29 protein-coding genes are annotated in these 25,879 nt (G+C 70.2%); 13 read left to right on the top strand and 16 right to left on the bottom strand.

Features of this window, described 5'->3' with window-relative positions:
- Window positions 1-101: 101 nt before the first annotated feature.
- The 3 genes from EIZ45_RS00805 to EIZ45_RS00815 are packed head-to-tail and all read right to left on the bottom strand — an operon-like array spanning window position 102 to window position 5,771.
- Window positions 102-1,133, bottom strand: coding sequence for a hypothetical protein (locus EIZ45_RS00805; RefSeq protein ID WP_134661687.1), 1,032 nt, complete (start codon window positions 1,131-1,133; stop codon window positions 102-104).
- Complete coding sequence (locus EIZ45_RS00810) at window positions 1,130-2,428, bottom strand: hypothetical protein (protein ID WP_134661686.1); 1,299 nt, start codon at window positions 2,426-2,428, stop codon at window positions 1,130-1,132. The genes EIZ45_RS00805 and EIZ45_RS00810 overlap by 4 nt, the downstream gene beginning before the upstream one ends.
- A 25-nt stretch (window positions 2,429-2,453) precedes the next feature.
- Window positions 2,454-5,771: a BTAD domain-containing putative transcriptional regulator gene (locus tag EIZ45_RS00815; RefSeq protein ID WP_205671766.1), complete on the bottom strand. Its 3,318-nt coding sequence runs from the start codon at window positions 5,769-5,771 to the stop codon at window positions 2,454-2,456.
- Between the two features lie 161 nt (window positions 5,772-5,932).
- Here EIZ45_RS00815 and EIZ45_RS00820 point away from each other — a divergent pair, with 161 nt between their 5' ends.
- Entirely contained in the window at window positions 5,933-7,147 is a 1,215-nt protein-coding gene (locus EIZ45_RS00820; protein WP_134661685.1) for an MFS transporter, read from the top strand.
- A 26-nt stretch (window positions 7,148-7,173) separates the two neighbouring features.
- On the opposite strand, the gene EIZ45_RS00825 is transcribed toward EIZ45_RS00820, so the two are convergent.
- The 6 genes from EIZ45_RS00825 to EIZ45_RS00845 form a co-directional block, all read right to left on the bottom strand.
- Window positions 7,174-7,701, bottom strand: a complete 528-nt coding sequence (locus EIZ45_RS00825) for a hypothetical protein (RefSeq protein WP_134661684.1) — start codon at window positions 7,699-7,701, stop codon at window positions 7,174-7,176.
- A complete protein-coding gene (locus EIZ45_RS45905; protein ID WP_167756304.1) occupies window positions 7,698-7,847 on the bottom strand; it encodes a hypothetical protein in 150 nt (49 codons plus the stop codon). The genes EIZ45_RS00825 and EIZ45_RS45905 overlap by 4 nt, the downstream gene beginning before the upstream one ends.
- A gap of 80 nt (window positions 7,848-7,927) precedes the next feature.
- Window positions 7,928-8,413 (bottom strand): bacterioferritin, encoded by a 486-nt coding sequence (gene bfr, locus EIZ45_RS00830; RefSeq protein ID WP_037811561.1) that lies wholly within the window; start codon window positions 8,411-8,413, stop codon window positions 7,928-7,930.
- Window positions 8,414-8,491: 78 nt separating this feature from the next.
- Window positions 8,492-8,680, bottom strand: coding sequence for a bacterioferritin-associated ferredoxin (locus EIZ45_RS00835; RefSeq protein WP_037717597.1), 189 nt, complete (start codon window positions 8,678-8,680; stop codon window positions 8,492-8,494).
- 246 nt (window positions 8,681-8,926) lie between these two features.
- Complete coding sequence (locus tag EIZ45_RS00840) at window positions 8,927-9,772, bottom strand: DUF1932 domain-containing protein (protein WP_205669776.1); 846 nt, start codon at window positions 9,770-9,772, stop codon at window positions 8,927-8,929.
- A gap of 25 nt (window positions 9,773-9,797) precedes the next feature.
- Window positions 9,798-10,373 (bottom strand): PadR family transcriptional regulator, encoded by a 576-nt coding sequence (locus EIZ45_RS00845; RefSeq protein WP_134661683.1) that lies wholly within the window; start codon window positions 10,371-10,373, stop codon window positions 9,798-9,800.
- A gap of 68 nt (window positions 10,374-10,441) precedes the next feature.
- Here EIZ45_RS00845 and EIZ45_RS00850 point away from each other — a divergent pair, with 68 nt between their 5' ends.
- Together EIZ45_RS00850 and EIZ45_RS00855 are read left to right on the top strand one after the other, a co-directional pair.
- Window positions 10,442-10,831, top strand: a complete 390-nt coding sequence (locus EIZ45_RS00850; RefSeq protein WP_037811563.1) for a nuclear transport factor 2 family protein — start codon at window positions 10,442-10,444, stop codon at window positions 10,829-10,831.
- Window positions 10,828-11,586: an SGNH/GDSL hydrolase family protein gene (locus EIZ45_RS00855; protein WP_134661682.1), complete on the top strand. Its 759-nt coding sequence runs from the start codon at window positions 10,828-10,830 to the stop codon at window positions 11,584-11,586. Before EIZ45_RS00850 ends, EIZ45_RS00855 begins: the two co-directional genes overlap by 4 nt.
- A gap of 97 nt (window positions 11,587-11,683) precedes the next feature.
- On the opposite strand, the gene ggt is transcribed toward EIZ45_RS00855, so the two are convergent.
- Both ggt and EIZ45_RS00865 read right to left on the bottom strand, forming a co-directional pair.
- On the bottom strand, window positions 11,684-13,480 hold the full coding sequence (gene ggt, locus EIZ45_RS00860; protein WP_134661681.1) for a gamma-glutamyltransferase: 1,797 nt from the start codon (window positions 13,478-13,480) through the stop codon (window positions 11,684-11,686).
- Between the two features lie 128 nt (window positions 13,481-13,608).
- Window positions 13,609-14,244, bottom strand: coding sequence for a TetR/AcrR family transcriptional regulator (locus EIZ45_RS00865; protein WP_240690526.1), 636 nt, complete (start codon window positions 14,242-14,244; stop codon window positions 13,609-13,611).
- A gap of 78 nt (window positions 14,245-14,322) precedes the next feature.
- Between EIZ45_RS00865 and EIZ45_RS00870 the strand changes: the two genes are divergently transcribed.
- Window positions 14,323-17,508, top strand: a complete 3,186-nt coding sequence (locus EIZ45_RS00870) for a carboxyl transferase domain-containing protein (protein WP_205669775.1) — start codon at window positions 14,323-14,325, stop codon at window positions 17,506-17,508.
- Window positions 17,509-17,522: 14 nt separating this feature from the next.
- A complete protein-coding gene (locus EIZ45_RS00875; RefSeq protein WP_134661678.1) occupies window positions 17,523-19,214 on the top strand; it encodes an AMP-binding protein in 1,692 nt (563 codons plus the stop codon).
- 33 nt (window positions 19,215-19,247) lie between these two features.
- Here EIZ45_RS00875 and EIZ45_RS00880 read toward each other — a convergent pair whose 3' ends face one another.
- Window positions 19,248-20,036 (bottom strand): MBL fold metallo-hydrolase, encoded by a 789-nt coding sequence (locus EIZ45_RS00880; RefSeq protein ID WP_134661677.1) that lies wholly within the window; start codon window positions 20,034-20,036, stop codon window positions 19,248-19,250.
- A gap of 36 nt (window positions 20,037-20,072) precedes the next feature.
- On the opposite strand from EIZ45_RS00880, the gene EIZ45_RS00885 reads away from it, so the two are divergent.
- Entirely contained in the window at window positions 20,073-20,633 is a 561-nt protein-coding gene (locus EIZ45_RS00885) for a TetR/AcrR family transcriptional regulator (RefSeq protein WP_167756305.1), read from the top strand.
- Between the two features lie 46 nt (window positions 20,634-20,679).
- Here EIZ45_RS00885 and EIZ45_RS00890 read toward each other — a convergent pair whose 3' ends face one another.
- The 4 genes from EIZ45_RS00890 to EIZ45_RS00905 all read right to left on the bottom strand — a co-directional run bounded on the left by EIZ45_RS00890 (window position 20,680) and on the right by EIZ45_RS00905 (window position 23,757).
- On the bottom strand, window positions 20,680-21,036 hold the full coding sequence (locus EIZ45_RS00890) for a hypothetical protein (RefSeq protein ID WP_134661675.1): 357 nt from the start codon (window positions 21,034-21,036) through the stop codon (window positions 20,680-20,682).
- 26 nt (window positions 21,037-21,062) lie between these two features.
- Window positions 21,063-21,659: a DUF6461 domain-containing protein gene (locus EIZ45_RS00895; RefSeq protein ID WP_134661674.1), complete on the bottom strand. Its 597-nt coding sequence runs from the start codon at window positions 21,657-21,659 to the stop codon at window positions 21,063-21,065.
- A gap of 1,049 nt (window positions 21,660-22,708) precedes the next feature.
- Window positions 22,709-22,954: a hypothetical protein gene (locus EIZ45_RS00900; RefSeq protein WP_134661673.1), complete on the bottom strand. Its 246-nt coding sequence runs from the start codon at window positions 22,952-22,954 to the stop codon at window positions 22,709-22,711.
- A gap of 14 nt (window positions 22,955-22,968) precedes the next feature.
- Window positions 22,969-23,757, bottom strand: coding sequence for a GntR family transcriptional regulator (locus EIZ45_RS00905; RefSeq protein ID WP_134661672.1), 789 nt, complete (start codon window positions 23,755-23,757; stop codon window positions 22,969-22,971).
- Window positions 23,758-23,876: 119 nt separating this feature from the next.
- On the opposite strand from EIZ45_RS00905, the gene EIZ45_RS00910 reads away from it, so the two are divergent.
- From EIZ45_RS00910 to EIZ45_RS00920, 7 genes are all read left to right on the top strand, one after another.
- Window positions 23,877-24,260, top strand: coding sequence for a hypothetical protein (locus tag EIZ45_RS00910; RefSeq protein ID WP_134661671.1), 384 nt, complete (start codon window positions 23,877-23,879; stop codon window positions 24,258-24,260).
- A 342-nt stretch (window positions 24,261-24,602) separates the two neighbouring features.
- Window positions 24,603-24,773 carry a hypothetical protein gene (locus tag EIZ45_RS45910; protein WP_167756306.1) on the top strand — a complete coding sequence of 57 codons (171 nt, stop codon included), beginning with the start codon at window positions 24,603-24,605 and terminating at the stop codon, window positions 24,771-24,773.
- A 109-nt stretch (window positions 24,774-24,882) separates the two neighbouring features.
- Window positions 24,883-25,014 carry a hypothetical protein gene (locus tag EIZ45_RS47300; protein WP_255442901.1) on the top strand — a complete coding sequence of 44 codons (132 nt, stop codon included), beginning with the start codon at window positions 24,883-24,885 and terminating at the stop codon, window positions 25,012-25,014.
- The gene (locus EIZ45_RS45915; RefSeq protein WP_167756307.1) at window positions 25,011-25,175 is read left to right on the top strand and encodes a hypothetical protein; all 165 of its coding nucleotides are present in this window, start codon (window positions 25,011-25,013) and stop codon (window positions 25,173-25,175) included. The genes EIZ45_RS47300 and EIZ45_RS45915 overlap by 4 nt, the downstream gene beginning before the upstream one ends.
- A 1-nt stretch (window position 25,176) precedes the next feature.
- On the top strand, window positions 25,177-25,344 hold the full coding sequence (locus EIZ45_RS45920; protein WP_167756308.1) for a hypothetical protein: 168 nt from the start codon (window positions 25,177-25,179) through the stop codon (window positions 25,342-25,344).
- 9 nt (window positions 25,345-25,353) lie between these two features.
- Window positions 25,354-25,617 carry a hypothetical protein gene (locus EIZ45_RS00915; protein WP_134661670.1) on the top strand — a complete coding sequence of 88 codons (264 nt, stop codon included), beginning with the start codon at window positions 25,354-25,356 and terminating at the stop codon, window positions 25,615-25,617.
- A gap of 3 nt (window positions 25,618-25,620) precedes the next feature.
- Window positions 25,621-25,803, top strand: a complete 183-nt coding sequence (locus EIZ45_RS00920) for a hypothetical protein (RefSeq protein WP_134661669.1) — start codon at window positions 25,621-25,623, stop codon at window positions 25,801-25,803.
- Window positions 25,804-25,879: the final 76 nt, after the last annotated feature.

Raw genomic sequence — 25,879 nt, forward strand, 5'->3', positions numbered from 1 at the left:
CGACACAACGACAGTTGTAGCCATGTGACACCGCATCGGCCAGTTCGGCAGGCAGTGGCCGGTCCGGTGAGACGAGCGGAGGCGGCAACCCCACGAGCACGTCAGAACTCCTCGTCGGCTGCGGCTCGCTCAGCCAAGGTGCGGGCCTCCGGCGGCAACGATTCGCGGGACCGCACCAGGGAGATCACCTCTGCGCGGTCCTCGGACGTGGTGCCGTCGACGTCCGGGTCTGCCGCGCCGACGATGAGATCGATCCGGCCGGAGGACGTCGCTGCGAGCCTGGCACCGGCTTCGTCCAAGTCGGTCGTTCCGGCGAACCCTGCGCTGCCCAGGTGCAGGGCAACCTCGGCGAACGGCGCACCGTCGCGGGTCGCCACGGCGGTGAGCGACGCGTCGTCGAGCGCGCCCGAGACTTCGACGTCGAGCCGGGCAGCAGTCCTAGTCGCGACGATCCGCCAGGCGACCGTGTCCTCCGCGGCGTCCAGAACGCCGGAAGGCACCCGCGCCCAGTCGACACTGGCGCGTCCCTCTGCGAGCACACCCTCGCCAGACGCGGCGGGGCCGGAACCCGCCGCCAAGGCGTACGCACGTTGCCCTGGAGCCACCCGAGCCGCCAGTGAGGCCGTGGCTTCGGCCCGATCGAGGTCGTCTTCGCGGTCGAACCAGGCCGAAAGCTGCTCGCACAGACGGCGGACTTCGTCGGCCACCGGTCCGGCCACGGCGACCAGACCCGCGCTGACGGCCTGATCGAACAGCTCAGCCGGGGTGGCCTCGAACCCGTCGAGCAGGCCCTCGGCGACGTCTGCGGTCGCGACGGCCGCTTCGAAATCCAGCAGCGCCGGATCGAGCGACGGGATCCCGAGCAGCGGGCTGGCAGGCCACCAACGTCGCGCCCACAGCAGCAGTGCGAGGCGGGCCAATTCCGGCCGGGCCGGGACGTCGACGTATCCGTCGCGGAGCGCGGTCAAGCTGGCTTCGGCACCGACGAGCCTGGTCAGCCATGGTTCGGCCGCGCTGGCGTCGGTGAGTTCGATCCGCATCGACGGCACCGAAGCGCCCAGCAGATCCGCTAACGCGAAGCGAATGAGGCCGCCGTCCGCCGCGAGGACCGGAGTGTGCACTGGATGGGTCACGACGCGGCCTCCAATCGCGGCAGGTTGGCGACGAGTGCGCGGCGCACTTTCGTCCGCAGGTCCAGTGAGGTCGACCGGACCACCCCGGTGAGGAGGTCTCGGAAGTCGTCCGGGACCTCTCCGCTGACGTCGAAGCCGTGCAGCCGCGCCCACAACCGGGCGAGGAAGCGCTTCGCGAATTCGCGCAGTTCCTGCAGAATCTCGGCGTCCGGCTGAGCGGTGAGGGGCGTCGAACCGGCCAGCGCCCGCCGTGCGTACAGGACGTATCCCTCCCGCGCGACCTGAGCGTTGAGCCGCTGGGCGAAGCCCGGGAGGTCGCGGGGCCCGTCGAGCGGCCGAAGCGCGGGCGCGAGAACGACCCCGAGCACGAAACACGTTGCCAGCACGGGCAATTCGAGCCCGAACCCGGCGGCTGCACGGCGGAGTTCCTCGCCAACCAGGTCAGCGACGGCGCTTTGTCCGTCCACCCGGCGCAGCGTCGCGCGGACCCGCCGTTCGATGCTGCGCTCGAGAAGCCCGTTCCCCGTTTCGTCTCGCTGACTCAACGGAGGTACGGCGGTGCGTTCGCCGCGTTGCAGGCCGAGATCAGGCGTGGGCAGGCCGGAAATCTCGCGGACGGCCCGGGTGAGCACGGCAGTGCCACCAGGCTGCCGCAACGCGAGGCCGAACGCGTGCCCGGCGGGAGAGTCGGCGAGCTTCTGCCAAGCCTCGTCGGTGAAGCCGTCGGCGACCGCGTCGAGCAGCGCAACGAATGCTGCGGGAGATCCGTCCGGCACCGCAGCCCAGCGACGGCGCAATTCAGTGGTCAGTTCAGCGGCGCGCTGGGGATCAGCGAGGTACTGGCTCACCTGATCGACCCCGGCCGCACCGTCTTCGCCGTGCCACTCGCGCAACGCCGCCGCGGCCCGCTCCGGCGCGGAGTCGTCCGGCATGCCGAAGCCGGTCGCGAGTTCGTAGGCGAGCGGAAAGCACACGTCCTGAACGTTCCCCGCGGTGATGCGCAAGGCCCGCCGCTGCCGCTTCAGGTGGGTGAACCACGCTGCCGTGGCGCGCAGCCGAGCCGAATCGGCCAGCAGCAACTCGGTCACTTCCGCCGCGGCGGCCGGATCCAGCAGCGGACGGCCCAGCCGGGTCCGCGCCGCGGTGCGGATCACGAGCGGGTCGATGATCTTCTTGATCGTGCGGGTCAGCGGCCCGCCGTCGGCCGCCGAAAGCACCTCGACGTCAGGGATTCGCTGCCAGGCCCGCGCGAGAACAGCCGAGCGCAGCTCGGACTGCCCCTCGCCTGCTGTCATCACGCCCCCTCGCTCCGCCTGCACTTTATCCTGTCGGGTGGCTCCGCATCCGCGCGGAATTCGCGCCCTCTGCCGTTCCCTCCGCGATCGCAGCTTCGACGGACAGCCCCGCGCCACGCTGGAACGCCTCGGCGAAGCCGGATTCCGAAAGGACCGCTTGCGCGGCGGCGGTGATGCGGTCCGTGTCGCCGCGTTCGGCGCGGGGGAGCGGAGCGCCGACCCTGCGGCGCGCGGCGTCGGCGGCGCCCAGCAGCAGTGCAGCTGATTGGGCGGAGTCCTTCCGGGCGGCCGCTCCCGCCAAGCCTTCCAAGGACAGCGCCAGCGCGCGCGGTTCGTCGAGCGTCCGGGCGATGTCCAGGCTCCGGAGATGAAAAGCTGTTGCCTGCCCGGCATCGCCGCGGAGTTCGGCGACGAACCCGAGCTCCGCGTACAGCAAATGGTCCCCGGCCAAGGAGGACAGGCCGGCGTAGCTGTCGCGGATGTGGTGCAGGTGCTTCTCGGCGGTGTCGAGGTCGCCGGAGCGGCGCGCACCGAGGGCGAGGCCCATCTCGGCGTGGATCTGGCCGTAGGTGTAGCCGTGCTCGGCGGCGATGCGGTGCGCCTGCTGGTGCAGGTCGCGAGCGCGTTCCCAGTCGCGCTCCAGCAGTGCGAGCCTGCCGAGGCCGGACAGCCGGGCGGACACCTCCGCCTGCAGGTCCAGTTCGCGGGCGATCGCGAGGCCGGCGTGCTGACGGTCCGCCGCGTCCTGGTAGTCGCCCTTGATCTCGGCGAGGGCGGCCAACGGCGGAATAGTCTGCATTTCGCCCCAGCGGTCGCCGAGAGCGCGGAAGAGCGCGGCGCTGCGGACGCCGTCGCGGCCGAGACCGGCGAGGTCGCCGCGGACCAAGGCGAGCATGGCTCGCAGGCCCAGCGCCGCGGCGACGCCCCACTGGTCGTCCTCGGCGGTGAACAGATCGAGGGCGAGGGCGTTCGTTTCGGCACTGGCTGTCGCGTCGCCGACGCTGAACAAGCTGTAGGCCCGCAACCACAGCGCACGACCCCTGCGGACCGGGTCGCGAATGGCCGCGGCGTCGGCAGGGGCGGCGGCCTGATCGCCGGTCAGCAAGGTGAAAGCGTGGTGCAACACAGCGAGTTCCGCGTCCGGGGATACCGCGTCGAGAACGGTCGAGAGGGCGCGGCGGCCTTCGGCGAGACGACCGCGAAGCAGCCACCACCACGAGAGCGCCGTCGCCAGCCGGACGGCCTCCTCCGTGGCGCTCGCGCGGACCGCCTCGTCCAGTGCCGCGCGCATGTTCCCGGCTTCGGCGTCCAGACGCGTGAGCCAGGTTCGCTGTTCGTCGCCGCGCAACCGGGGCTCGGCTCGCTCGGCGAGAGCCAGGTAGTGGTGCAGGTGTCGGATGCGGGCTTCGGCAGCGTCCGACATTTCGTGCAGGCGTTCGGTGGCGTAGGCGGCAACCGATTCCAGGAGCCGGTAGCGGATCCCGGCGGGCCCGTTCGCGACGACGACGAGAGAGCGGTCCACGAGCCGCGTCACGAGGTCGAGCACCTCCTCGTGCCGGACGCCGTCTCCCGCGCACACCGCTTCGGCGGCTTCCAGGTCGCAGCCGTCGCGGTGGACGGCCAGTCGCCGCAACACGATCCGCTCCGGTGCGCTCAGCAACTCCCAGCTCCAGTCGATCACCGCGCGCTGAGTCTGCTGCCGGGCCGGGGCGCCGCGCTTTCCCCGGGTCAGGATCGAAAACCGGTCGCTGAGCCGCGTCGCCAGCTCGCGGACGCCGAGGCCGCGGACGCGGGTGGCGGCGAGTTCGAGCGCGAGCGGGATGCCGTCGAGCCGACGGCAGATTTCGGTGACGGCCTCGAGATCGGCGGGCGCGCAATCTTCCGGCTGCCGGGGAAAACCGGGCGCGGACGCGGCGGCCCGTTCGACGAACAGCTTCACCGCTTCCGCCGTCGGGAGCGGCTCCACCGCGAAGACGCCTTCGCCCGGGAGGCCGAGAGGTTCCTGGCTGGTGGCCAGAACGCGCAGTCCGGGTGCGGAGTGCAGGAGCAGTTCGGTGAGCTCGGCGGCGGCGTCGACCACGTGCTCGCAGTTGTCCAGCACGAGCAGCGCGCGCCGGTCGCGCAGTGCGGCCGCGAGACGCCGCGTCGGTGCGGCGGCCCCGGTGCTTGGCGGTGTCGCGGAGGAGTCGTCGCGGATGCCGAACGCGGCTGCGGCAACTTCGGCGAGGTCGTCGGCCGTCCCGCCGCGCACCCCGGCGAACTCGACTTCCCGGACGCCGTCCGGGAAGTCCGCGGCGGCTTCGGCTGCGGCCGCGACGGCCAGGCGCGACTTGCCGACCCCGCCGGGACCGGTGAGGGTGACGAGCCGCGTCGTGCCCAGCAGGCCGGTCAGCTGCGCGAGTGCCTGCTCCCTGCCGATGAGCGGGGTGAGCGGGTTGGGCAGGTTGCTGTGCGGGCGCGGTGCGGCGGCGTGCGGGGTGAGCGGGTTGGGCAGGTTGCCGTGCAGCTGCGGTGCGGTGGCGGCGAGCCCGGTGGGCAGGTTGCCGTGCAGCTGCGGTGCGGTGGCGGCGAGCCCGGTGGGCAGGTTGCCGTGCGGCGGCGGTCCGGCGGCGAGCCCAGGATCCTGCCGGAGCATCGCTTCGTGCAGGGCACGCAACTCCCGGCCCGGGTCGACGCCCAACTCCTCGGCGAGACGTTCGCGCAGTTCCGCATAGGAGGCGAGCGCATCGCCCTGCCGCCCGCTCAGGTACAGGGCTCGCATCTGCACCCCGCGCAAGCTTTCCCGCAGCGGGTGCGCGGGCACGAGGACCGCGAGTTCGTCGGCAGCGGCAGCGTGGTCTCCCGTTTCCAGCCAGGCTTTCGCCCGTTCCTCCGCCGCGGTCAGCCGCTGCTCGGTCAGCCGGTGCGCGTCCGCCCGCGCGAAATCCTCGTCGGCGAAGTCCGCGTACGCCGCTCCGCGCCACAACTCCAGCGCCTCGGTGAGCACCGCCGCCCGGCTGCGCGGGTCCGGCGTCGAGCGGGCCCTGGTGACGAGTTCGCGGAACCGCCGGGCGTCGAGGTCTTCGGTGTGCTCGATCCGCAGCCGGTACCCGGCGGGCTGGCGTTCCAGCCGGTCCCGGCCGACGACTCGGCGCAGCTGGGACACTTTCGCCTGCAGCGCACCGAGGGGCTTGCCCGGCAGCTCGCTGCCCCAGAGGTCGTAAAGGAGCCGGTCAGCGGAGACCGGACCGCCGTCGCTGGCCAGCAACACCGCGAGCAGCCTGCGGACCTTGGCCTCGGGCACGGCGACCGGTTCCCCCGCGTCGTCCCACACCGCCAGCGGGCCGAGAACCCCGAACCGCATCCCGTCGCCCCCGCGCTGTCGTCAGATCGCCGTCAGCCGATCGTAAGCAATCCCGAAGCCCCCGTCCGCAGAGTGGTCGCCGGGGCGCGGAAGGAACGGTCCGACGACCGGACCCGGAAGCGACCGCCACCAGCAGCCACTCCCAGAAGAGAAGCCGGAGCATGAGGACCACACCAGAATCCACTGTGGAGACCGCAGCGGGAGAAGACCCGGCCGGACCGCGGTTTCCGCTGTTCGCGCTGCTCGCCCTCGCCACCGCCGTGTTCATCACGAGCCTCACCGAAACCTTGCCCGCCGGCCTGCTACCCGCGATGAGCGGTTCGCTGGGCGTGAGCGAGTCCGCGACCGGCCAGACCGTCACGATCTACGCGCTCGGCACGGTGCTGACCGCGATCCCGCTCTCCGGTGCGACCGCGGGCTGGCGAAGGAAACCGCTGCTGCTGACCGCGATGGCCGGATTCGCCGTCGCCAACACGGTTACGGCGGTGTCGTCCGAGTACTTCCTGACGATGGTCGCGCGGTTCGTCGCGGGTGTCGCAGCCGGGCTGGCCTGGGCGCTGCTCGCCGGGTACGCGCGACGGATGGTCCCCGCCCATCTGCAGGGCCGGGCGATCGCGATCGCGATGGCGGGCATCCCGGTCGCGCTCTGCCTCGGCGTGCCCGCCGGGACCTTCCTCGGCCAGGCCGCGGGCTGGCGCACCGCATTCCTCGCCATGACCGGCCTGACGGCGCTGCTGCTGGTCTGGATCGCCGCCGCGGTGCCGGACTTCCCCGGCCACCGCAGCGGCGAGCGGCCGAAGCTGCTGCCGACACTGCGGGTACCCGGGGTCGCCCCGGTGCTGTTCGTGACGCTGGTTTTCGTGCTGGCGCACACGATCCTGTACGCCTACATCGCCACCTTCCTCGCCGGACTCGGCATGGGCGGAAGCGCCGACCTCGTCCTGCTCGCCTTCGGCATCGCCTCGATCGCGAGCATCTGGCTCGTCGGCGCGCAGATCCACCGGCGGCTGCGGCTGCTCACCATCGTCAGCTCGCTGCTCGTCGCCGCGGCCGCGCTGCTGCTGGCCACCATCGCGCACGATCCGGTGCTGGTCTACGCGTCGGCGGTGCTCTGGGGCCTCGGCTGGGGCGGCGTGCCCACCCTGCTGCAGACCGCGGCGGGGGAGGCGGGCGGCGAATCTGCCGACGCCGCACAGGCGATGCTCGTGACCCTGTGGAACGTCGCCATGGCGGCGGGCGGCGTCGTCGGCGGGGTGCTGCTCGGCCTCGCGGGCAGCGGCTCGTTCCCGTGGGCCGTGCTGCTGCTGATGCTGCCGGTGATCGTGGTCGTCGTGGCCGCCCGCAGGCACGGCTTCCCGGCGGAAACCCAGGGCTGACCGGGCGCACGACCCGCCTGCGGAGCTCAGGCCGAGACGAGGCTCGTGACGGCCCAGGTGACGCACGCGACCCCGGCGATCTCGAGAACGATCGCGACCAGCAGGGTCCGCGCGGTGCTGATGTTGATCGCTCGCGAGTTCTGCAGCACCGTGAGCCGGGTTTTGGCGACTTCCCTTTCCGCGTAAATCGACGGCGCGTTCCAGTAGCGGTCCTCGGCGATCAACGGCGTGAGGTTTTTCAGCGCGATCGCGTCGCTTCTTCGCGGCGCGTTAGTGAAGATTCCGGCGGCCGCAGCAAGCACCAGCAGCGCGGCCGCCAGGTACAGCGGAAGCTTGACCGCGTCCGGGAGCACGAAGTTCCGGGCTTTCGTCGACAGTGCGGAGAGCCCGAAAAGCAGCGTGACCAGCGTTCCGGAAGAACTGATCACCGCCAGTCCGCGGACCTGCAGGGAACTCGCGTTCGCGCGAGCGTTGTCGATCTCTTTGTCTATCAGGCTCGCGATGACCGGCCCGGATTTCTTCGCGCTGTCCACCGGTTCGGGCCCGGCGGTCATTTGTCGCGGTCTTCCGCGGGGTCAGGAAGAATGCCGCCATCGAGGACTTTTTCGGTCCCGATGGCCGGGTAGTCGAATTCCGACTGAGGGGACGGCGGCGCGGCCGGGATCGGCGGGGTCGTCTCGTTGCGGTCGTCGTCGGACACGGCGTCCTCCGGGGTTCGGCAGTGCCGGATTCTGTGCCAGTGAGTCGCCGTGCCGCGGTGTTTCGTTACCCGGGCGGCGGTCAGCCCGCGGTGGGCGGTTGATCCACGAGCTGCGCCAGATACAGCTGCTCGCCGAGCTTGTCGATCAGCTCCAGCTGCGTTTCGAGGTAGTCGACGTGATGCTCCTCGTCGAGAAGGATTTTCTCGAGCAGGTTCGCACTGCCCGCGTCGCCGTGGGCGCGGCACATCGGGATGCCGGGCCGGAGCCGGTCGAGCACGTCGATTTCGATCGCGAGGTCCGAGGAGAACATCTCGGGGATCGTCTGGCCGACGTTGATCGGCAGGAGCCGCTGGTAGTTCGGGAGACCGCCGAGGAGCAGGATGCGGTCGGTCAGCCATTCGGCGTGGTGCATTTCCTCGATCGACTCGGCGCGGGTTTGCGCGGCCAGCTTCGTGAATCCCCAGTTCGCCTGCATGCGGGCGTGCAGGAAGTACTGGTTGATCGCGGTCAGCTCGCTGGTCAGCTGCTCGTTGAGCAGCGCGAGAACTTCGTCGTCGCCTTGCATCGTCCGCACCTCCGGCCTCGACCGGTCCGGATGCTACCCACGCGTGATGCGCCTCACAACCGGAGCGGAGCGTGCCGGTCAGGCGCTGTGCGCGAGGTCCTGCGGTGCGGCGCGCTCGAGAAGGATCCGGTTCAGCCGTTCGTGACAGGTTCCGCAGCCGGTCCCGGCGGCGCAGCGCTCGCCGATCTCCTCGACGCTGCGGGCTCCGGCCATGACGGCGGCCTCGACCTGCGGCATCGTCACAGCCGCGCAGACACATGCGTACATCGCCGACGACACCCCTTTGCCGGTCCGGGTGATTAGGTAAGGCTAAGCACAACAGATCAACTGGGGTCTGGCAAGGCGCGGGCCGAGTGGCCGCGGTCACTCGGGGCGGGCGACCGCGGCATCGGCCGAGGGGCTCGCGGGTGACGCCCGGGCCGCCAAGAATCCCCGTCGGTCGCGTGTGGACTGCGGGCGCAAGCTAAGCCTCAGTTTTGTGGCATCGCCGGGCGAGATCGCGGCCCGGCCCGGTCACTCGCGGTGCAGGCGGCGCAGCGTGGCCGGAAGGTCGAGGCCGAAGTCGTCCTTGTCGTCCGCCCAGCGCGACATCACCTCGGCCGCGCCGGTGGCGAGGGCGTCCGGGAGACCGAGCGCCCGTGCGGTTTCGGCGACCTCCAGCATTTCCGGCGCCCATCGCCAGGCCCGCGCGGCCGCGGAAGGCAGCCCGTCGGTGTCCGCCAGTGCGTTGCCGCCGAAGGCGTTCGCTTCCTTGAGGAGGTGGTCGCCGACGCCGTAGTCGTCGGCGATCGCATGGCTGACCGCGGCCAGCGCACGCGAGGCCTTCTGGAACGATCCGTAGGCCATCTTCACCGCGCTCGCCGCGCCGATCCGTCCGCCCAGCGGCACCGGTTCGGCCCTGCTCCCGGCCAGCAGTCCCCGCACCAGTTCGACGGCTTCGTCCGGGCCGGACAGGTAGACGCGGGCGGTCGAGCGCTCGTCCGGGGGAGGGCCGATGATCGATCCGTCCACCACGGTCGCGCGGACCCGGCCGGCGATCGCGACCGTCCGATGCGGACTGATCGCGTTCGCCTCGACGCAGATCCCGCGGTAGTCCCCGAGGCATCCGGCGACCTCCTCGGCCGCGGCGGGCGGGCAGATCGAGAACACGACCGCGCTCCGCTCGAGAAGCTGGGGAATCGTCTCCACCGCGGTCAACCCGGTCTCCTCGGCCCGGCGCGCGGTTCCCGCCGACCGCCCGGCCGGGCACCACAACACCCGATGCCCGCCCGCGATCAGTTGCGCCGCGATCGCCGAACCCATCCGGCCCGGATGCAACAGCCCCACCGTCGTACCCGCCACCGCACGGGTATACGTCACCCAGGACGGTTCCGCCACCGCCGCGCTAGGCAGGCCTGGAAACGCCCGATTCGGCGCGCTGCCGGAGGATCCGCGCGGCGTGCTCGCCCCACCGCAGGTTCTCCTTCTCGAACGAGATTCCGCGCAGCAACGTCAGATAAGGCCCGACGCGGTCGTTCTCGCGCAGATAGTCGCTTTCCGGTCGGCCGTCCAGCATGCGCTCGCGCAGCCGCTCGAACCGGGCGAGCTTGGCGCGGCTCCACTCCATGCGTTCCTCGACGGCGGCGATCACCGCCTCGGCGTCGCCCGCGTCGCTTCCCTGCACCTTGACCAGGAGGTCGTCCCGGATCGTGGTGGGCTGGACCGGCGTCGCGGTGAACTCGTGCAGGGCGCGCCGCCCGGCGGCGGTGAGGCGGAACACGCGCTTGTTCGGCCGGCGTTCCTGCTCGACGACGCGCGGCGCGATCATGCCTTCGGCCGAGAGCCGTTCGAGTTCGCGGTAGAGCTGCTGCGGGGTCGTCTGCCAGAAGTTGGCGACCGACGCGTCGAACGACTTGGCCAGGTCGTACCCGGAGAACTCGCCCTCCAGCAGGGCGGCGAGGATCGCGAACTTCAAGGACACCTGGACACGGTAACACCCCGGTGATTAATCTCGGCTGCACCTAATCAACAAAGTTAATAGGAGGCAGCGTGCACCCGTTCCGCAAGGCCGTCGAAAGCGGCGACCACACCGCCGTCGAAGCCCTGCTCGCCGACGACGTGACGTTCACCAGCCCGGTCGCGTACCGGCCGTACCCCGGCAAGCCGGTCACCTCGGCCATCCTGCGCGCCGTGAGCCGGGTGTTCGCCGACTTCCGCTACGTCCGGGAGATCTCCAGTGCCGACGGGCACGACCACGCCCTGGTCTTCACCGCGAAGGTGGGGGACAAGGAGATCAACGGGTGCGATTTCCTGCACACCGACGACAACGGGCTGATCGACGACTTCGTGGTCATGGTGCGCCCGCTCTCCGCGGCGACGGCGCTGAGCGAAGCGATGGCCGCCCGGTTCGAGCAGATCAAACAGGAGGCCGGTGCGTGACCATCCGTTACGTGGCCTTGGGCGACAGCCAGACCGAGGGCATCGGGGACGGCGACGAGGCCACTGGCCACCGCGGCTGGGCGGACCGGTTCGCCGAGCAGCTCGCCGCGACCGGCGAGCCGGTGGAGTACGCCAACCTCGCCGTCCGCGGACGCCTCGCGGGCCAGGTGCGTGCCGAACAGCTCGCTCCGGCGCTGGCTCTGCGGCCGACGCTGGCCACCGTGGTCGCCGGAATGAACGACGTGCTCCGCCCCGGCTACGACGCCGGCACCGTGGAAGCGCATCTGACGGCCATGTTCGCCGCACTCACCGCCGCGGGCGCCGACGTGGTCACCCTTGCCTTCCCCGACCTCGGCCGAATCGCGCCGATCGCCGCGCCGTTGCGCCCGCGAGTCGCTGATCTCAACCGCCGGATCCGTTCCGCGGCAGCCCGATACGGGGTAACAGTCGTGGACTGCGACCGGCACGAGGTCGCCAGCGACCCACGCCTCTGGTGCGCGGATCGCTTGCACGCCAACCCGATCGGACACGCCCGCATCGCGGCGGCCGTCGCGCACAGCCTCGGCCTCCCCGGCAGCGACGACAGCTGGAGCGCCCCGCTGCCGCCCGCCGTCCGCGTACCGGTGTGGCGCACAGTCGGCGCGGAACTCCGGTGGCTGGCGGAGTTTCTCGGCCCTTGGCTGGTCCGGCGGTTGCTCGGCAGGTCTTCCGGGGACGGCCGCAGCGCGAAACGTCCATCGCTGCTTCCCGTGTGAGCGCGAACCCGTCGCGGTCTGCCGCGGCTCAGCACCGGGAGCGGCAACGCCGATCGCGACGGCCCGCCGCCCGGAAAGGCGGCGGGCCGTCCAGGCGTCAGTGCTTCCCGTTCACCACGGCCGCGGACGTGCCGCCGCGCCGTGCCGGTTCCCCGGCGGCCAGCAGCTGTCCGTGCGGCAGGAATTCGATCCCCGCCGCCACGCCGATGCTGCCGGCGTTCTTGAACTGCTGCCCCAGCGCCTCGAGACCCTGCACCACGGGCAGGGCGAGGAATCCCGGTTCGGCGTCCGTGGTCGCCGCGTTGCGCTGGGAGGCGCGCGGGGCGGCGATCGCGTCCGGCAGGGTCATGCCGAGGTCGAGCCGGTTGACCAGGATCTGCAGGACGGTCGTGATGATCGTCGCGCCGCCCGGCGAACCGACCGCGAGGAAGGGTTTGCCGTCGTGCAGCACGATCGTCGGCGACATGCTCGACCGCGGCCGCTTGCCCGGCGCGGGCAGGTTCGGGTCGGGCGCCGAACCCTGCGTCGGGGCGAAGTTGAAGTCGGTGAGCTCGTTGTTCAGCAGGAACCCGCGTCCCGGCACGGTGATGCCGCTGCCGGCCAGCTGCTCGATCGTGTTGGTGTAGGACACGATGTTGCCCTGCTTGTCGGTGACGACGAAGTGGTTCGTGTGCTGCTCATTGCTGTCCGAGGACGCCGCCGGAGCGGTGGCGCAGCCCGAACCGGTGGTGTACGGATCGCCAGGCGCGACCGGGCTCGACCCCGCCTTGGCCGGGTCGATCAGGCACGCGCGGGTCGCGGCGAACTGCTTGGAGAGCAGCTGCTGCTGCGGCACGTTGACGTAGCGCGAGTCGCCGATGTATCGGTTGCGGTCGGCGAAAGCGAGCCGGCTCGCCTCCAGGTAGTGGTGCAGCGCCTGCGTCTGGTCCATTGTGGACATCGGGAAGTTGCCGAGGATGTTCAGCGATTCGCCGACGGTGATGCCGCCGCTGGAGGACGGCGCCATGCCGTACACGTCGTAGCCGCGGTAGTTGATATGCGTCGGCGTGCCGTCGAGCGCCCGGTACGCGCGCAGGTCGGACAGCTGCATCGGGCCGGTCAGCGGGGTCGCGGTGCCCGGCGCGGCCGGCGGGTTCTGCACTGTGCGCACGAGATCGCGGCCGACCGAGCCGCCGTAGAACGCGCCGATGCCCTCGCGCGCGATCTGCCGGTAGGTCGCGGCGAGATCGGGGTTCCGCAGCACGGAACCGGCCTTCGGGGCGGCTCCGCCGGGCAGGAACAGCTGGGCGCTGGGGGAGAAGTGGCCCAGCTTCGCCGCCACGGACTGCGTCTGCCGCTCGAACTCGGGCGTGACGACGAACCCGCGCTGCGCGACCTTCTCCGCGGGCTTGAGGTTGTCCGCGAGGCTGAACTTGCCCCAGCGCTGCAGCGCACGCTGCCAGGTGGCGAGCATTCCCGGCACGCCGACGGACCGGCCGCTCTCGACGGCGGTCTCGAAGGCGTACGGCTTGCCGGTGGCCGGGTCGATGAACATCGACGACGAGTCGCCCGCGGGCGTGGTCTCGCGCCCGTCGATGGTGGACACGGTCTTGGTGCGGGCGTCGTAGTAGACGAAGTACCCGCCGCCGCCGAGCCCGGCGACGTACGGGTCGGTTACGCCGAGCGTCGCGGCGACGGCGACCGCGGCGTCCGCGGCGGTGCCTCCCCGGCGCAGCACGTCGATCCCGGCCTGGGTGGACTCGACGGTGTCGGAGACGACCGCGCCTCCGGAACCCTGCGCTACCGGAGTCGGCGGCGGCGCCGGTCTCGCCGACGCGGCGGGCGCCGCGGCCAGTGCGCAGACGGCGGCGAGCCCGGTGGCCATTGTGGAGGTGAAGATGCGCTTCACAGGCATGGCAACCCTTTCTCGGCGGTGCGCCCAGGACCCCGGACCGGGCGCACCGGGTAAAGCGGCGGTGAAACCAGGGAGGTCCTGTTTAGCATCCGGCGCGCCGAGATGACAGAAGCTTCGCGGCGGCGGGGTCAGCTCCGGGCGGCGGGCTTCTCCGGCGGCAGCCCGAGCAGCCGCAGGTACATCCGGGTGAGATCGGCGAGGATCCGGTCCCGGCGTTCGGGGTGCCGGGCCAGGACGGGCGCGAGGACCGCGACGAGACCGCCGCCGCCCAGCGAGACCGTCTCGGGGTCGGCGGCCGGGTCGGCCAGCCCCCGCTCGGCGAGCCGCCGGATGTAGCGGCCGCCCCGTTTCGTGGGCAGCTCGTGGATCTCCTCGCGCAGTTCGGCCATCGCCGGGTCCGCGATCGCCTGGTGGTCGAGAACGGTGAGGAAGGACAGGTTTTCCGCGTACGCGTCGAGGTACGCGGTGGTGGTCGCCGCCGCCACCGCCCACGGGTCGTCCGGGTCGAGGCCGGTCAGCTCCTGCGCCTGCACCAGCTGGTCGCGCACCTGGCGCGCGAGCACCGCGAAAACCTCCTCCTTGGCCGCGAAGTACACGTAGAACGTGGCGCGCCCGACGCCGGCCTCGCGGGTGATGTCCGCGACCGTGGCCAGCGCGAAGCCCTTCGTTTCGAAGACGCGGCGGGCGGCGGCTAGCAGCACGTGCCGGGTCGCGCTGTCGGCGCGGTCGAGCTTCTCGCGCACGGCCCAGGTTCCGGATGCCATGGGCGCCAGCATACCTATTGACGTTGACGTCAATGTCAACGCAGGATGAGGGCGGCTCACGTCCCGAAGGAGCAGCCCTTGCCTTCCGTCCTCATCGCCAACCGCGGCGAGATCGCCCTCCGCGTCCTGCGCGCCGCCCGCGCTCTCGGCTGGCGGGCGGTGGCCGTCAAAGCCGCCGAGGAGCCCGACGGCCCGGTGCACCGGCTGGCCGACGAGGTCGTGGTACTCGCCGGGGACCGGCCGTACCTCAACGCGGACCAGCTCGTGTTGGCTGCCGAACGCACCGGCTGCGAGCTGCTGCACCCGGGTTACGGCTTCCTGTCCGAAAGCGCCGCGCTGGCGGAGCTGTGCGCGGCGCGCGGGGTCCGGTTCGCCGGGCCGGACGCGGCGGTGCTGCGGACGTTCGGGGACAAGGCGGACGCGCGGCGGCTGGCGGAGAAGCTCGGTGTGCCGGTGCTCCGCTCGACCTCGGACGTCGCCGAGGCTGGCGCGTTCCTCGCGAGCCTCGGCGGGGGCCGCGGGGTGATGGTCAAGGCCGTCGCGGGCGGCGGGGGACGCGGGATCCGGCGAGTCGTTGACGCGGCCGAACTGCCGGGGGCGATCGAGCGATGCCGGTCGGAGGCGTTGCGGGCATTCGGCGACGACACCGTGTTCGTGGAGGAACTGGTGCCGCGGGCGCGGCATGTCGAGGTGCAGATCGTCGGCGACGGCACGGGCTCGGTCAGCCACGTGTGGGACCGCGAGTGCAGCCTGCAGCGCCGCCACCAGAAGGTGGTCGAGGTCGCGCCCGCCCGCACGGTGCCCGAAGAGTGCCGGGCGCGTCTGCGCGACGCGGCGGCGAGGATGACCGGCGCGGTGTCTTATCGCGGATTGTGCACCGTCGAATTCCTGGTCGACGCGGACGATCCGGCGCGGTTCGCGTTCCTGGAGGCGAACCCGCGGATCCAGGTCGAGCACACCGTCACCGAGGCGGTCACGGGACTGGACCTGGTGGTCGCCCAGTTGCGGATCGCGGCGGGCGCGACGCTCGCGGAACTCGGGCTCGCTCAGGAGGAGATCCCGCCCGCACGCGGGACGGCCGTGCAGTGCCGGGTCAACCTGGAGGAACTGCGGCCGGACGGCACGGCGCACGCCACGGCCGGGCGGATCGAGGCCCTGGACCTGCCGGGCGGGCCGGGGGTGCGGGTCGACACCGCCGCGCACGCCGGCGCGGTCGCGACCACGACGTACGACTCGCTGCTGGCGAAAATCGTCACGCACGTTCCTTCGGCGGACCTGCCCGCGGCGATCGACGCGGCCCGTTCGGCGCTGGCGGAGGTACGGGTCGACGGACCGGGCACGAACGCGGACTTCCTCCGGGAGCTGTTGTCCCGCGACGAAGTCAGGCAGGGATCAGCGACGACGTCCTTTGTGGACGAACACCTCGCCGAGCTGGTGCCGGAACACCGTCCGGCCGCGGCGGAAGGCGACGGGATCGCGGCCGACTTCGCCGGTTCGGTCGTCTTCGTCGCCGCGCCAGGCGCTCGCGTCGCGGCCGGCGACCCGGTCGTGGTGCTCGAAGCGATGAAGATGGAACACGTGCTCGCGGCGCCGGTCGCGGGCGTGGTGCGGTCTGTCCACATCGGAGTCGGGGACCTCGCCCGGCCCGGGCAGCCGCTCGTGGAACTGACCGCGGACGCCGACCAGCACGGGGCGAGCAGCGGACCGGCCGAACCGGACCCCGCGCACGTGCGGGCGGACCTCGAAGAAGTGCTGGAGCGACACCGGATCGGTCTCGACGAGGCACGCCCGGAAGCGGTGGCGAAGCGTCGGCGCACCGGGCACCGGACCGCGCGGGAGAACATCGCGGATCTGTGCGACGACGGCAGTTTCCTGGAGTACGGCGCGCTCGTGATCGCCGCGCAACGCCAGCGCCGCACCGAAGCGGACCTGATCGCCGCCACCCCGGCGGACGGCCTGGTCGCGGGAATCGGCACGGTCAATGCCGAGCACACCGGCGACGCGCGCTGCGTCGTGCTCTCCTACGACTACACCGTGCTCGCCGGCACCCAGGGTTTCATGAACCACGAGAAGACCGACCGCATGCTGGATCTCGCTGCGCGGCAACGGCTTCCGCTCGTCCTGTTCGCCGAGGGCGGCGGCGGGCGGCCGGGCGACACCGACGTGGTGACGGCGGGCGGGCTCGATCTCGACACGTTCGCCGCGATGGGCAGGCTCAACGGGCTGGTGCCGACTGTCGGCATCGCGTCCGGCCGCTGCTTCGCCGGAAACGCGGCGCTGCTCGGGGTGTGCGACGTGGTGATCGCGACCGCGGACGCGAACATCGGCATGGGCGGCCCGGCGATGATCGAGGGCGGCGGCCTCGGCGTGCACCGGCCGGAGGAGATCGGCCCGGTTTCGGTGCAGGAACCCAACGGCGTGCTCGATCTGGTCGCCGCGGACGAGGCCGAGGCAGTGGAGCTGGCGCGGCGGTACCTGTCGTACTTCCAGGGCGACCGTCGCGAATGGACAGTCGCGGACCAGCGCCGGTTGCGGCACGTGGTGCCGGAAAACCGGGTCCGGGTCTACGACGTGCGGCGCGCGATCGAGCTGCTGGCCGACGAGGATTCGGTGCTGGAGCTGCGCCGCGGATTCGGAGCGGGCGTCGTCACGGCACTCGTGCGCATCGAGGGCAGGCCGATGGGCTTGCTGGCCAACAACCCGCGCCACCTCGGCGGTGCGATCGACGCCGACGCCGCGGACAAGGCCGCCCGGTTCCTGCAGCTGTGCGACGCGCACGGGCTCCCGGTCGTGTCGCTGGTGGACACACCGGGATTCATGGTCGGCCCGGACGCCGAGCGGACCGCGACCGTGCGCCGGTTCGGCCGGATGTTCGTCGAGGGCGCGCATCTGGACGTGCCGATGGTGGGCGTGGTGCTGCGCAAGGCGTACGGGCTCGGCGCGATGGCCATGGCGGGCGGCGGGTTCCGGGTGCCCGAAGCGATGGTCGCGTGGCCGACCGGCGAGGTCGGCGGGATGGGCCTGGAGGGCGCGGTGCGGCTGGGCTACCGCCGCGAACTCGACGCGATCTCCGACCACGCCGAGAAACAGCGCGAGTTCGACCGGCTTCTCGCCGAGAGCTACCGCCGCGGCAAAGCGCTGGCCGCGGCGACCGTGTTCGAAATGGACGACGTGATCGACCCGGCCGACACCCGCGCCTGGATCACCCGGACGCTGCCGCGCGAGCGCACGGCCGGTCCCCGCAAGCGCATCGACACGTGGTGACGAAGGAGCCCGACATGGACCTCGAGACCTATCTCGACGACGTCCGCGCTCGCCAGGCCCGGGTACGGCCGGCGAACACCCCGGACCGCCTCGTGCTGCCGCTCGGCGAACTGAGCATTCCCGGGCACGTCGACCACTGGGCGCGGGAACGGCCCAACCAGCCCGCGATCGTCTACGAAGGACGGACGATCGACTACCGCGAGCTCGCCGACCTGGTCGCCCGGGTCGCCGGATGGCTGGCCGCCGCGGGCGTGCGGGCAGGGGACCGGGTGGCGGTGGACCTGCCGAACTGCCCGCAGTTCACCGTGGCGATGCTGGCGGTTCTGCGGCTCGGCGCGGTGCACGTGCCGGTGAACCCGATGTTCCAGCGGGAGGAACTCGTCTACGAACTCGCCGACAGCGGCGCGACGGTCCTGGTCGCGGTCGACACCGTGCTGCCGGTCGTGGCGGCGGCGCTGCCGGAGACGCGGGTGCGGCGGGTGCTCGTGACGGCGCTGGGGGAGTTGTCGGCGGCAGGCGGTTCCCCGGTGCTGCCCGACGGTTTCACCGCCACCGCCTGGGCGGAAGCGGCCGCGCACCGGCCCGCGCCGGAGCACCCTGCCGACCTGGACGCGTTGGCGGCCTTGAACTACACCGGCGGGACGACCGGCCTGCCGAAGGGCTGCCAGCACACACAGCGGCACATGCTCTACACCGCGGCGACGGCCGTGGCGGCGACCGGACACACCGTGGAGACCGGGTATGTGCCGTTGTGCTACCTGCCGGTCTTCTGGATCGCCGGCGAGGATCTGGGAATCCTGAACCCGATCGTCCTCGGCGGCACGTCGGTGCTGATGACCCGGTGGGACGCGGAGGCCGCGCTGACGGCGATCGAACGGCACGGCGTGACGTCGATGGTCGGCACGGTGGAGAACTACCTCGAACTCCTGGAGCGCCCCGACCTCGCGGCCCGCGACCTGTCCAGCCTCAAGATGCCGATGGCGGTTTCGTTCGTGCGCAAGCTGACTCAGGACGTGCGCGCGGCGTGGCGCGAGGCCGTCGGCGCGCATTCGGTGCTTTGCGAAGCGGCGTACGGGATGACTGAGACGCACACCTTCGACGCGACGCCGTACGGCATGGCGGACGAGGACCAGGACCTGTTGGCGGAACCAGTGTTCTGCGGTGTCCCGATGCCCGGCACAGACCTCGCCGTGGTCCGCTTCGGCACGCTCGACCCGCTTCCGCTCGGCGAAGCGGGGGAGATCGTGGTGCGCAGCCCGTCGGTGATGACCGGTTACTGGAACCGCCCCGACGCGACGGCCGCGCAGTTGACTGGCGGCTGGCTGCACACCGGCGACAACGGCCGCCTCGACGAGAACGGCTGCCTGCACTATCTGGGGCGGGACAAGGATTTGATCAAGGTCAAGGGGATGAGCGTGTTCCCGGCCGAGGTGGAACTCCTGCTGTCCCGGCACCCCGCGGTCCGCACCGCCGCGGTCGTGCCCGCGGAGCATCCGGAATCGGGACAGGTGCCGGTGGCGTTCGTGAGCCTCGCCCCGGACGCGTCGGTGACCGCCTCGGACCTGCGCACGTGGGCGAAAACCGCGATGGCGCCGTACAAAGTGCCGCTGGTGGAGGTCGTCGGCGAGTTCCCGATGACCGCGACGGGCAAGATCCGCAAAACCGAACTCTCCGCCCGGGCGCAGCGCGTGGCCGACGAGCACTGAACTCAGTTCGGCTTTCGGCCAGGACGAAACCCCTTAGTGCCGGAGCGCCCACCGGCCAGGTTTCGTCGGAACCAGACGAGAGCGGATCCCGGCTTCGGCGAACTCGCGCTCCAGATCAGCGAAATTCTCGCTGTAGACGGACCAGCCCTCGTGATGGACCGCGACGACCTGGCCGACGTCGAGCAACGCGGCCACGTCAGCGGCCCGGGCGGAGGTGAGAGTCAGCGCCCGCCCCGCGTTCTTGCCCGGCACCCGCGCGGCCCCGGCGTGCAGAACCGCGACGTCGATCCCGGGAAACGCGGCCCCGATCGCCTTGACCGGCCCGATGCCCGCGTTGTCGCCGCTGACGTACACCGTGGGCAGCCCGGCGGATTCGAGGACGAACCCGTGGACTTCGGTGTTGATGTTGCCGGCGTCGTCGCGCTCGCCATCGAGTGGGCCGTGCTGCGCCGGAACCACGTGCACGCGCACCTCCGCTATCCCGTGCACCTCGAAATCGCCAAGCCCGATCGCCGGAGCCCCGAGGCGCTCGGCACTCTGCCTGCCCGTGACGATCAACGGAGCGCTCCTGGCGAAAACTCGGCCCTCGCGGTCGAAGTTGTCCCAATGGAGGTCATGGCTGAGGAGAACCGCGTCCACCCTCCCCAACGCGGCGGGCGAAACCGCCGGTCCCTCGGTCTTGCGGTACGCGCCGTAATCGCCGGGCGGATCGAAGGTCGGATCGGTCACGAACCGCAGCCCGCCGTAGTCGATGACCGCGGTCGGTCCTCCGATAGTGCCGATCGCGAAACGGTGCCGGTCCGACGTGATGTCTTCGCTCATGCAGCCACGATACCTAGAGGTAGGTATGGTTGGGGCGTGAGCGACAACCGCACGAAGCTGATCGAGACGGGCGCAGAGTTGATCTGGCAGTCCGGCTACACAGCGACGAGCCCGCGCCAGGTGATGGCCGCCAGCGGGGTCGGCCAGGGCAGCTTCTACCACCACTTCCCGGCGAAGACCGACCTGGGAGCAGCCGCGATCGCCGCGAACGCGAACGCCGTCGTCGCAGCCGCGGAGGCCGCCCTCGCCGGAACGGAACCCGGTCTAGTCCGATTGCGCCGCTACCTGCTGGACGAGCGAGACGCGCTCGCCGGATGCAAGATCGGCGGTCTCACGCACGACCGCGCGGTGCTCGACGACCCGCATCTGATCGAGCCCATCGGTGAGGCTTTCCGCCGGGTCGCCGAACTGATCGAGCCCGCGATCCAAGACGCCCAGGAAGCCGGTGCCGTACGGGCCGACCTCCCGGCGGCGGAGCTGGCGACGATGGTGCTGTCAGTAGTCCAGGGCGGCTACGTCCTGGCCCGCGCCCGCTCGGACGCGAGCCTCCTTCGGCAGGCCGCTTCCACCGCGTACGCACTGCTCGCCCGCGGTTGACGCCAGGCGAACTCTTTTGTTCTCCGGCTTGGCACCAGGTGCGCAGCTACGAGAACAGCTTGGTGAGCCGATCAAGGAGCTGGCCGAATCTGCCGACGTCAAGCGGATCGTTCCACCCGGGCGCCTCCACGATGCCGATGCCGTCGTCGACGCCGTTATAGAACATGAAGTCCGCCCAGCCGCCGGCGAACAGCACGATGATTCCCAGCTGCGTGCCTTTGGTGAGCTCGACACCGATCGAATCGACGTCGGCGACCGTCGCGCGATCAGTCGTGATCCGGTGCGGCCATCCGTCGCACTCCCGCCAGGTGGTCTCGCCCGCGACAATGCCGAGCCTGCGCCAGCCGACCCGCCGTTGTGCGATCTGCTGCTCGGCGGCGTCGAGGTCGATGTTGTTGTCCACGAAGCCAGTCTGGCCGTGGTTCTGAATCACGGACAGTCCGGCAGCTGCCTGCGACGTCGCCGGGGAATCGATCCGGCCGGAAGCGCGGCATCGAGCACGAGCGCCGTGTCAGCGACCAGGCCGGTCAGCGTCGCAGCCAGCCTGTACAGCCCGGTGCCCTCCACCATCGCCCCGCCGTCGGGGGAGATGCCGCAGGCCCGCATCTCGGCGACCAGACTGTCGGGGCGGCTTCCTGTCCGGACGGAGGGATTGATCGGGTCGAACTGGCACCACTGTTCGCCGTCGCGCCAGTAGCTGAAGTTCTCCATCCCCGATCCGGTGCGAAAAACCTGCACGACCTCACGCCCGCGGGACAGCGCGGCGAGGATCTCCGATTTGGTAGCCGCCAGGGATTCCAGCTCGACGACCACCGCCCACTGACCGTCCTGTGCGACACGAATGCCGCTGTTGGTGCTGTCTGTCAGGTCGCCCAACGAGAAGGGCGTAGCCACTGTCCCAAACGGCTGCGCGGCGAGCACCCTGAAGATCTCGTCCAGGGATGCATCCCGGACGAAGGTCAGGCACACCATGACCACCGACGGATCATTGGCCCAGCCGAAAGGTTCGTCCCCCACATCCGACACCCGGGAATGCTATCCGGCCCGCAACCCGCTTTTCCCATTGATCGAGGTAGAGACCGGACCACCCTCCACATCGGACGCGGCGGGGTCCCCATCTGGTCCCCAAGCGGCTGCTGGGGACGTCGTGGGCAAGACCAAGTCCCCGAAGCAAAAAAGCCGCCCGACCTGGGTTTTCACCCAAGCCAAGCGGCTTGTTCGTCCGGTCGGGCTGACAGGATTTGAACCTGCGACCCCTTGCCCTTATGCTCTGATCTCCTGACCTGCCGTCGGTGGTGCATTTGCCTGGGCAGCGCGGAAAAACGCGTTCATCGGTGATGATCATTGGGTGTTGTTCGCCGGTGCCGTGTTGCACGAATGTTGGACGCAGTGCTTGTGGGTCTCAACCTACAAGTGGGTGGCCTCTCCGCCATCTCGTCGACCTGGCGCAGCCCGATCATGTCGGGTCAAGGGGGCGCCTTCCTGCGGTCCGCAGCATGCCGGCCGAACTGCCCCCTTGACGCGGCGTGATAGCCCTTGGGGAGGTCGGCGGGATGGCGGCAGGTCACTCACGGACGCAACGTGTGCGCGGTCCTTGCCATCTCGGAGACCTGCCCGTCCGGCGAGGACATTCTTCTAGTCCTTGATGCTGGAGGCTCGTTTTTCGCAGTCTGTGCATCGATTATGACGGGCGACGAGTGTCGGAGGCCATGGAACCCCGTGGCTTCCGACGACCGGTCGGCCGCAAAGTGTCTTGATCGGATTTCCGTCGATGAACTGCTGGTAGCCCTCTTCGGTGATGGCGTGTTGCTTGTCGCCAGCTTGCAGCATGTCGGAATGACGGGGCCAGCGGCGGAGAGGTCTTCGCGGTTCGCCGTACTCTGTCCATGCGCTGCGTAGGTTCATGCTGAGATGTCGCGGAAGCCCCTGTTCCAGTTACAGCTTGCGCGGCACCAAGGTGCAGCCGCCGGGCCGGGTGCGTGGGTGCCGGAGGCGGGCCCCGCGTGCCCGGCCCGAAAGCGGCGCGGCCCCGCAGGGGCCGCCTTGAACAAGAAAAGAAACTCTGAACACAAGGGTCACGCCGTGCGGGGCGGCAGCTCGAACGCCGGGGTGAACTCGGAGCCGCAGCGGTAGCACTTCGACGCGGTGTACGAGACCTCGGTGCTGCCACACCCGGGGCACCCGTGCAGGCGGGCTGGCGTCACTTCGCCGAAGGCGATGAGCAGAGTCGGAGTCTCGGCACCGTAGGGATGCTCGTGATCGACAGTGCCGTCGGCGTTCGCGGCAATCGGTGCATCGTCTGTTTCGGCATGGTGCGGCATGGGCGGCCAACCTTCTACTTGGGACGGTCCATCATGTACACGAACTCATAGCGGTCGGTCGGAAAGACGATATCGGCAGCTTCGATCGGAACGAGGTCGTCGGAGTCGCCCTGCGTGGCCCGAACCGTCTGGCGGATCTCCATGACGGGTACGCCGGGCGGGATCGCGAGCTCGGTGCTCTCGGCCGAGGTGGGCTGCCGAACGATCAGACGTTCTTCGATCTGCGACAGCGTCCATCCGATCGCGCGGAACCTTGCATTGAGCCCATGCTTGCCATGCGGGCCTTCGTGTGGGTGCTCGATAGCGGTGCCACCGGTGATGCGGCGTGGTTCCCACGAGACGGAGGTGCTCATGGGCTGCCCGTCGGCAGAGATCTTGTACCGCGTCTTCGTTACGTCCTCGCCGACTGGGATGTCCAGTCTCTGGGCAACCCAGTCTGTGGCTGCGTCAACGGTGGTGTGGTGTTCCGCAGTAGGCGTCCGCCCTGCGCGGCCCGCTTCTCGGACGTAGGTACGTTCGTCCTGCTCGAAATGGCGGTAGGGCATGGTGCGCAGCATGACGTTCATCTGCGCGACGTAGGTGCCCTTGCCGTTGATCGTGTAGACGAGGCCCTCGCTCTGGAGAACCTGCAGAGCCTTCTTGCTCGTGATCATGCTGACGCCGTACTGGTCGCACAGGGCTTTTGCGCTGGGGATCGGGTCGTCGACCGCGAGGATGCCTTCGCGAATCTTGTGCCGGATGTCCTCGGCGATCTGCATGTACTGAGGCAGGGCCTTCTGGCGGGATGGGTCGTTACTGGTCATTGGTCGGTGTCCTTAGTCCGTTCAGGTGAACGACCGGGTATGCTTTGACATACCAGGTATGGACTTGCATACTGGGTATGCAACACGATACCAGCCCGGCCTGCACCTGGAGGTTAGACATGCAAGACATCCCGTTCTACAGCGGCGGTTACAAGTTCATGGTCACCGAGGCGCCCGTGATGAAGATGCGGGAGGTCAAGGGCGAGATGGTCCCTGCGGTGGACAAACAGACCGGTGCGGCGTCGTTCGTGGTGATGCTGTTCGCGAAGCCGCGGCAGGCGGGGAAGAACGGCCGGATCGGCAAGGGCGAGGAGATCAAGGTGACGCTGGCGACGGATCCGGGCGAGGGGTTCGACGAGGGCACCTATGTGGAGCTGGTCGATCCGGTGCTGAACACGTGGCAGACGACGAACGACGAGGGGCGGATCACGGGGTCGGGCCTGTGGTTCAAGGCTGAGGGGTTGAAGCCTGCCGGTGCTGGCGCGGTCCGCGACGCTGCCTAGCCCGGTTTCCTGACCGGCGGGTGCCCGGTCTCGCGGCGGCTTCCTCCCCGGCCGTGCGCGGATAACACCACCCTGGATCCCTTCCCAAGTCGGTTGGCTGCCCGTTTTCGAGTCGGGCGAGGGAGCTTTCCGTTCATTGACAAATTCAGAGTGGGCCGATCCATGCCTGAAAACGCGCCTGTTTGTGGTGGCGCGCCTCGATTCCCGGGTGTTTTTCGTCCGGGGGTCCTGGGGTTTCACCACGGATTCGCATTGCGGAAGGGAGAACGGCATGCACACGGTTTCCGCGGCACGGGACGGGCTGTCGACGTTCGACCCGTACGGCCCGAAGCGGGGTTTGTGATGACTGAGGACATGGTGCACATCGAGGCGGCGCACCAGTGGTTGAAGGGTGTTCGCACGAGTTTGTGCGGGCTGGTGTTCGGGCCTGGGCAGCACGAGCGGGTGTGGTTCTTCGCGTGGGGCGTGCCCCGCTGCAAGGACTGCGAACGGATCGACGAGCGGGGCTGCTGATGGCCGCGCACGCGTGCACGGCGAATTTTTTCTTGTCGGCAACGGGAATCGCGACCTGTCAGGTCTGTTCCCGGCAGTGGCATTACTTCGGAGACTAGGAGGTTTGGCGATGGTGGCGAATTTCAGCCCGTTTCTGTTCTGGCTGGTGCTGGTGGTCTGTCTGGGTTTCGCGTCGCCGCTGATGGCGGGGATGGCGATGTTCGCGGGCATCGTGGTGATGGTGCGGGAGGCCCGGCGATGAGCCGCCCGGTGCGCGTCGGCGTGGTGATCCGGATGCTCGCGGCCCGGCTGGAAGCGCAGCGGTTGCAGGCGCTGGCCGAACCGACGGACGACATGGCGTGGCAGGCGGGCTACTGCGAGGGCCTGCGGGACGCGCAGCACGTGATCCGGAAGGACTCCTGACATGCCGGAGATCGTCGCCATCATCGAGGCCGCGCAGACCGCTTACCGGCGGTTTGTCGCGGCGAATCCCGACCAGGACATCCGGGTCGCGGTCGGCAACGCGGTCGGGTTCCTGACCGCTGATCTCAGGACGGCGGCCGAACTGACCGCCGCGACACGGGAAGGGTGACGGGCAGCCATGCAGGTGGGTTACCTGAATCGCCGGGCGCAGGAGCGCTACGGCACGTTCACCGCGGCGCTGGACCTCGTGGCCGAGGTGCTGGCGGAGGTGGACAAGCTGATCGATTCCTACGACGACGGGCACGAGACGGAGTCGTGGACGATCTCGACGCGGGACGAGCTGAAAGCGTTCCGGACGAAGGCGTTCGACGAGCTGGACCGGTTGCGGACGCTGGGCAAGAAGCACGAGGCCGAACTCGTCTCGCGGGATTGGAGGCTCTGAGCCATGGCGCATCAGGTTGACCGGGTCGTGGACGACCTGCACTCGGCGATGAGCACGCTCAAGGACGCGATGCGCGGGATGCCGGTGCACCGCAACGGTTTCAAGGCCGCGCACGACAAGGCGGCCCGCGCGATGGGCACGTTGTCCACGGAACTGCTGGACGCGCGTCCCGCGCTGGAGCACTAGACCGAGCACGCACGTCGCACGGGATCGGCCCCGCCCTCCGTCCTTGCCGGACGAGGTGTGCGGGGCCGTTTTCGTG

The sequence above is a fragment of the Amycolatopsis sp. CFH S0740 genome (genome assembly GCF_004522315.1).
In the GTDB taxonomy this organism is placed as follows: domain Bacteria; phylum Actinomycetota; class Actinomycetes; order Mycobacteriales; family Pseudonocardiaceae; genus Amycolatopsis; species Amycolatopsis nivea.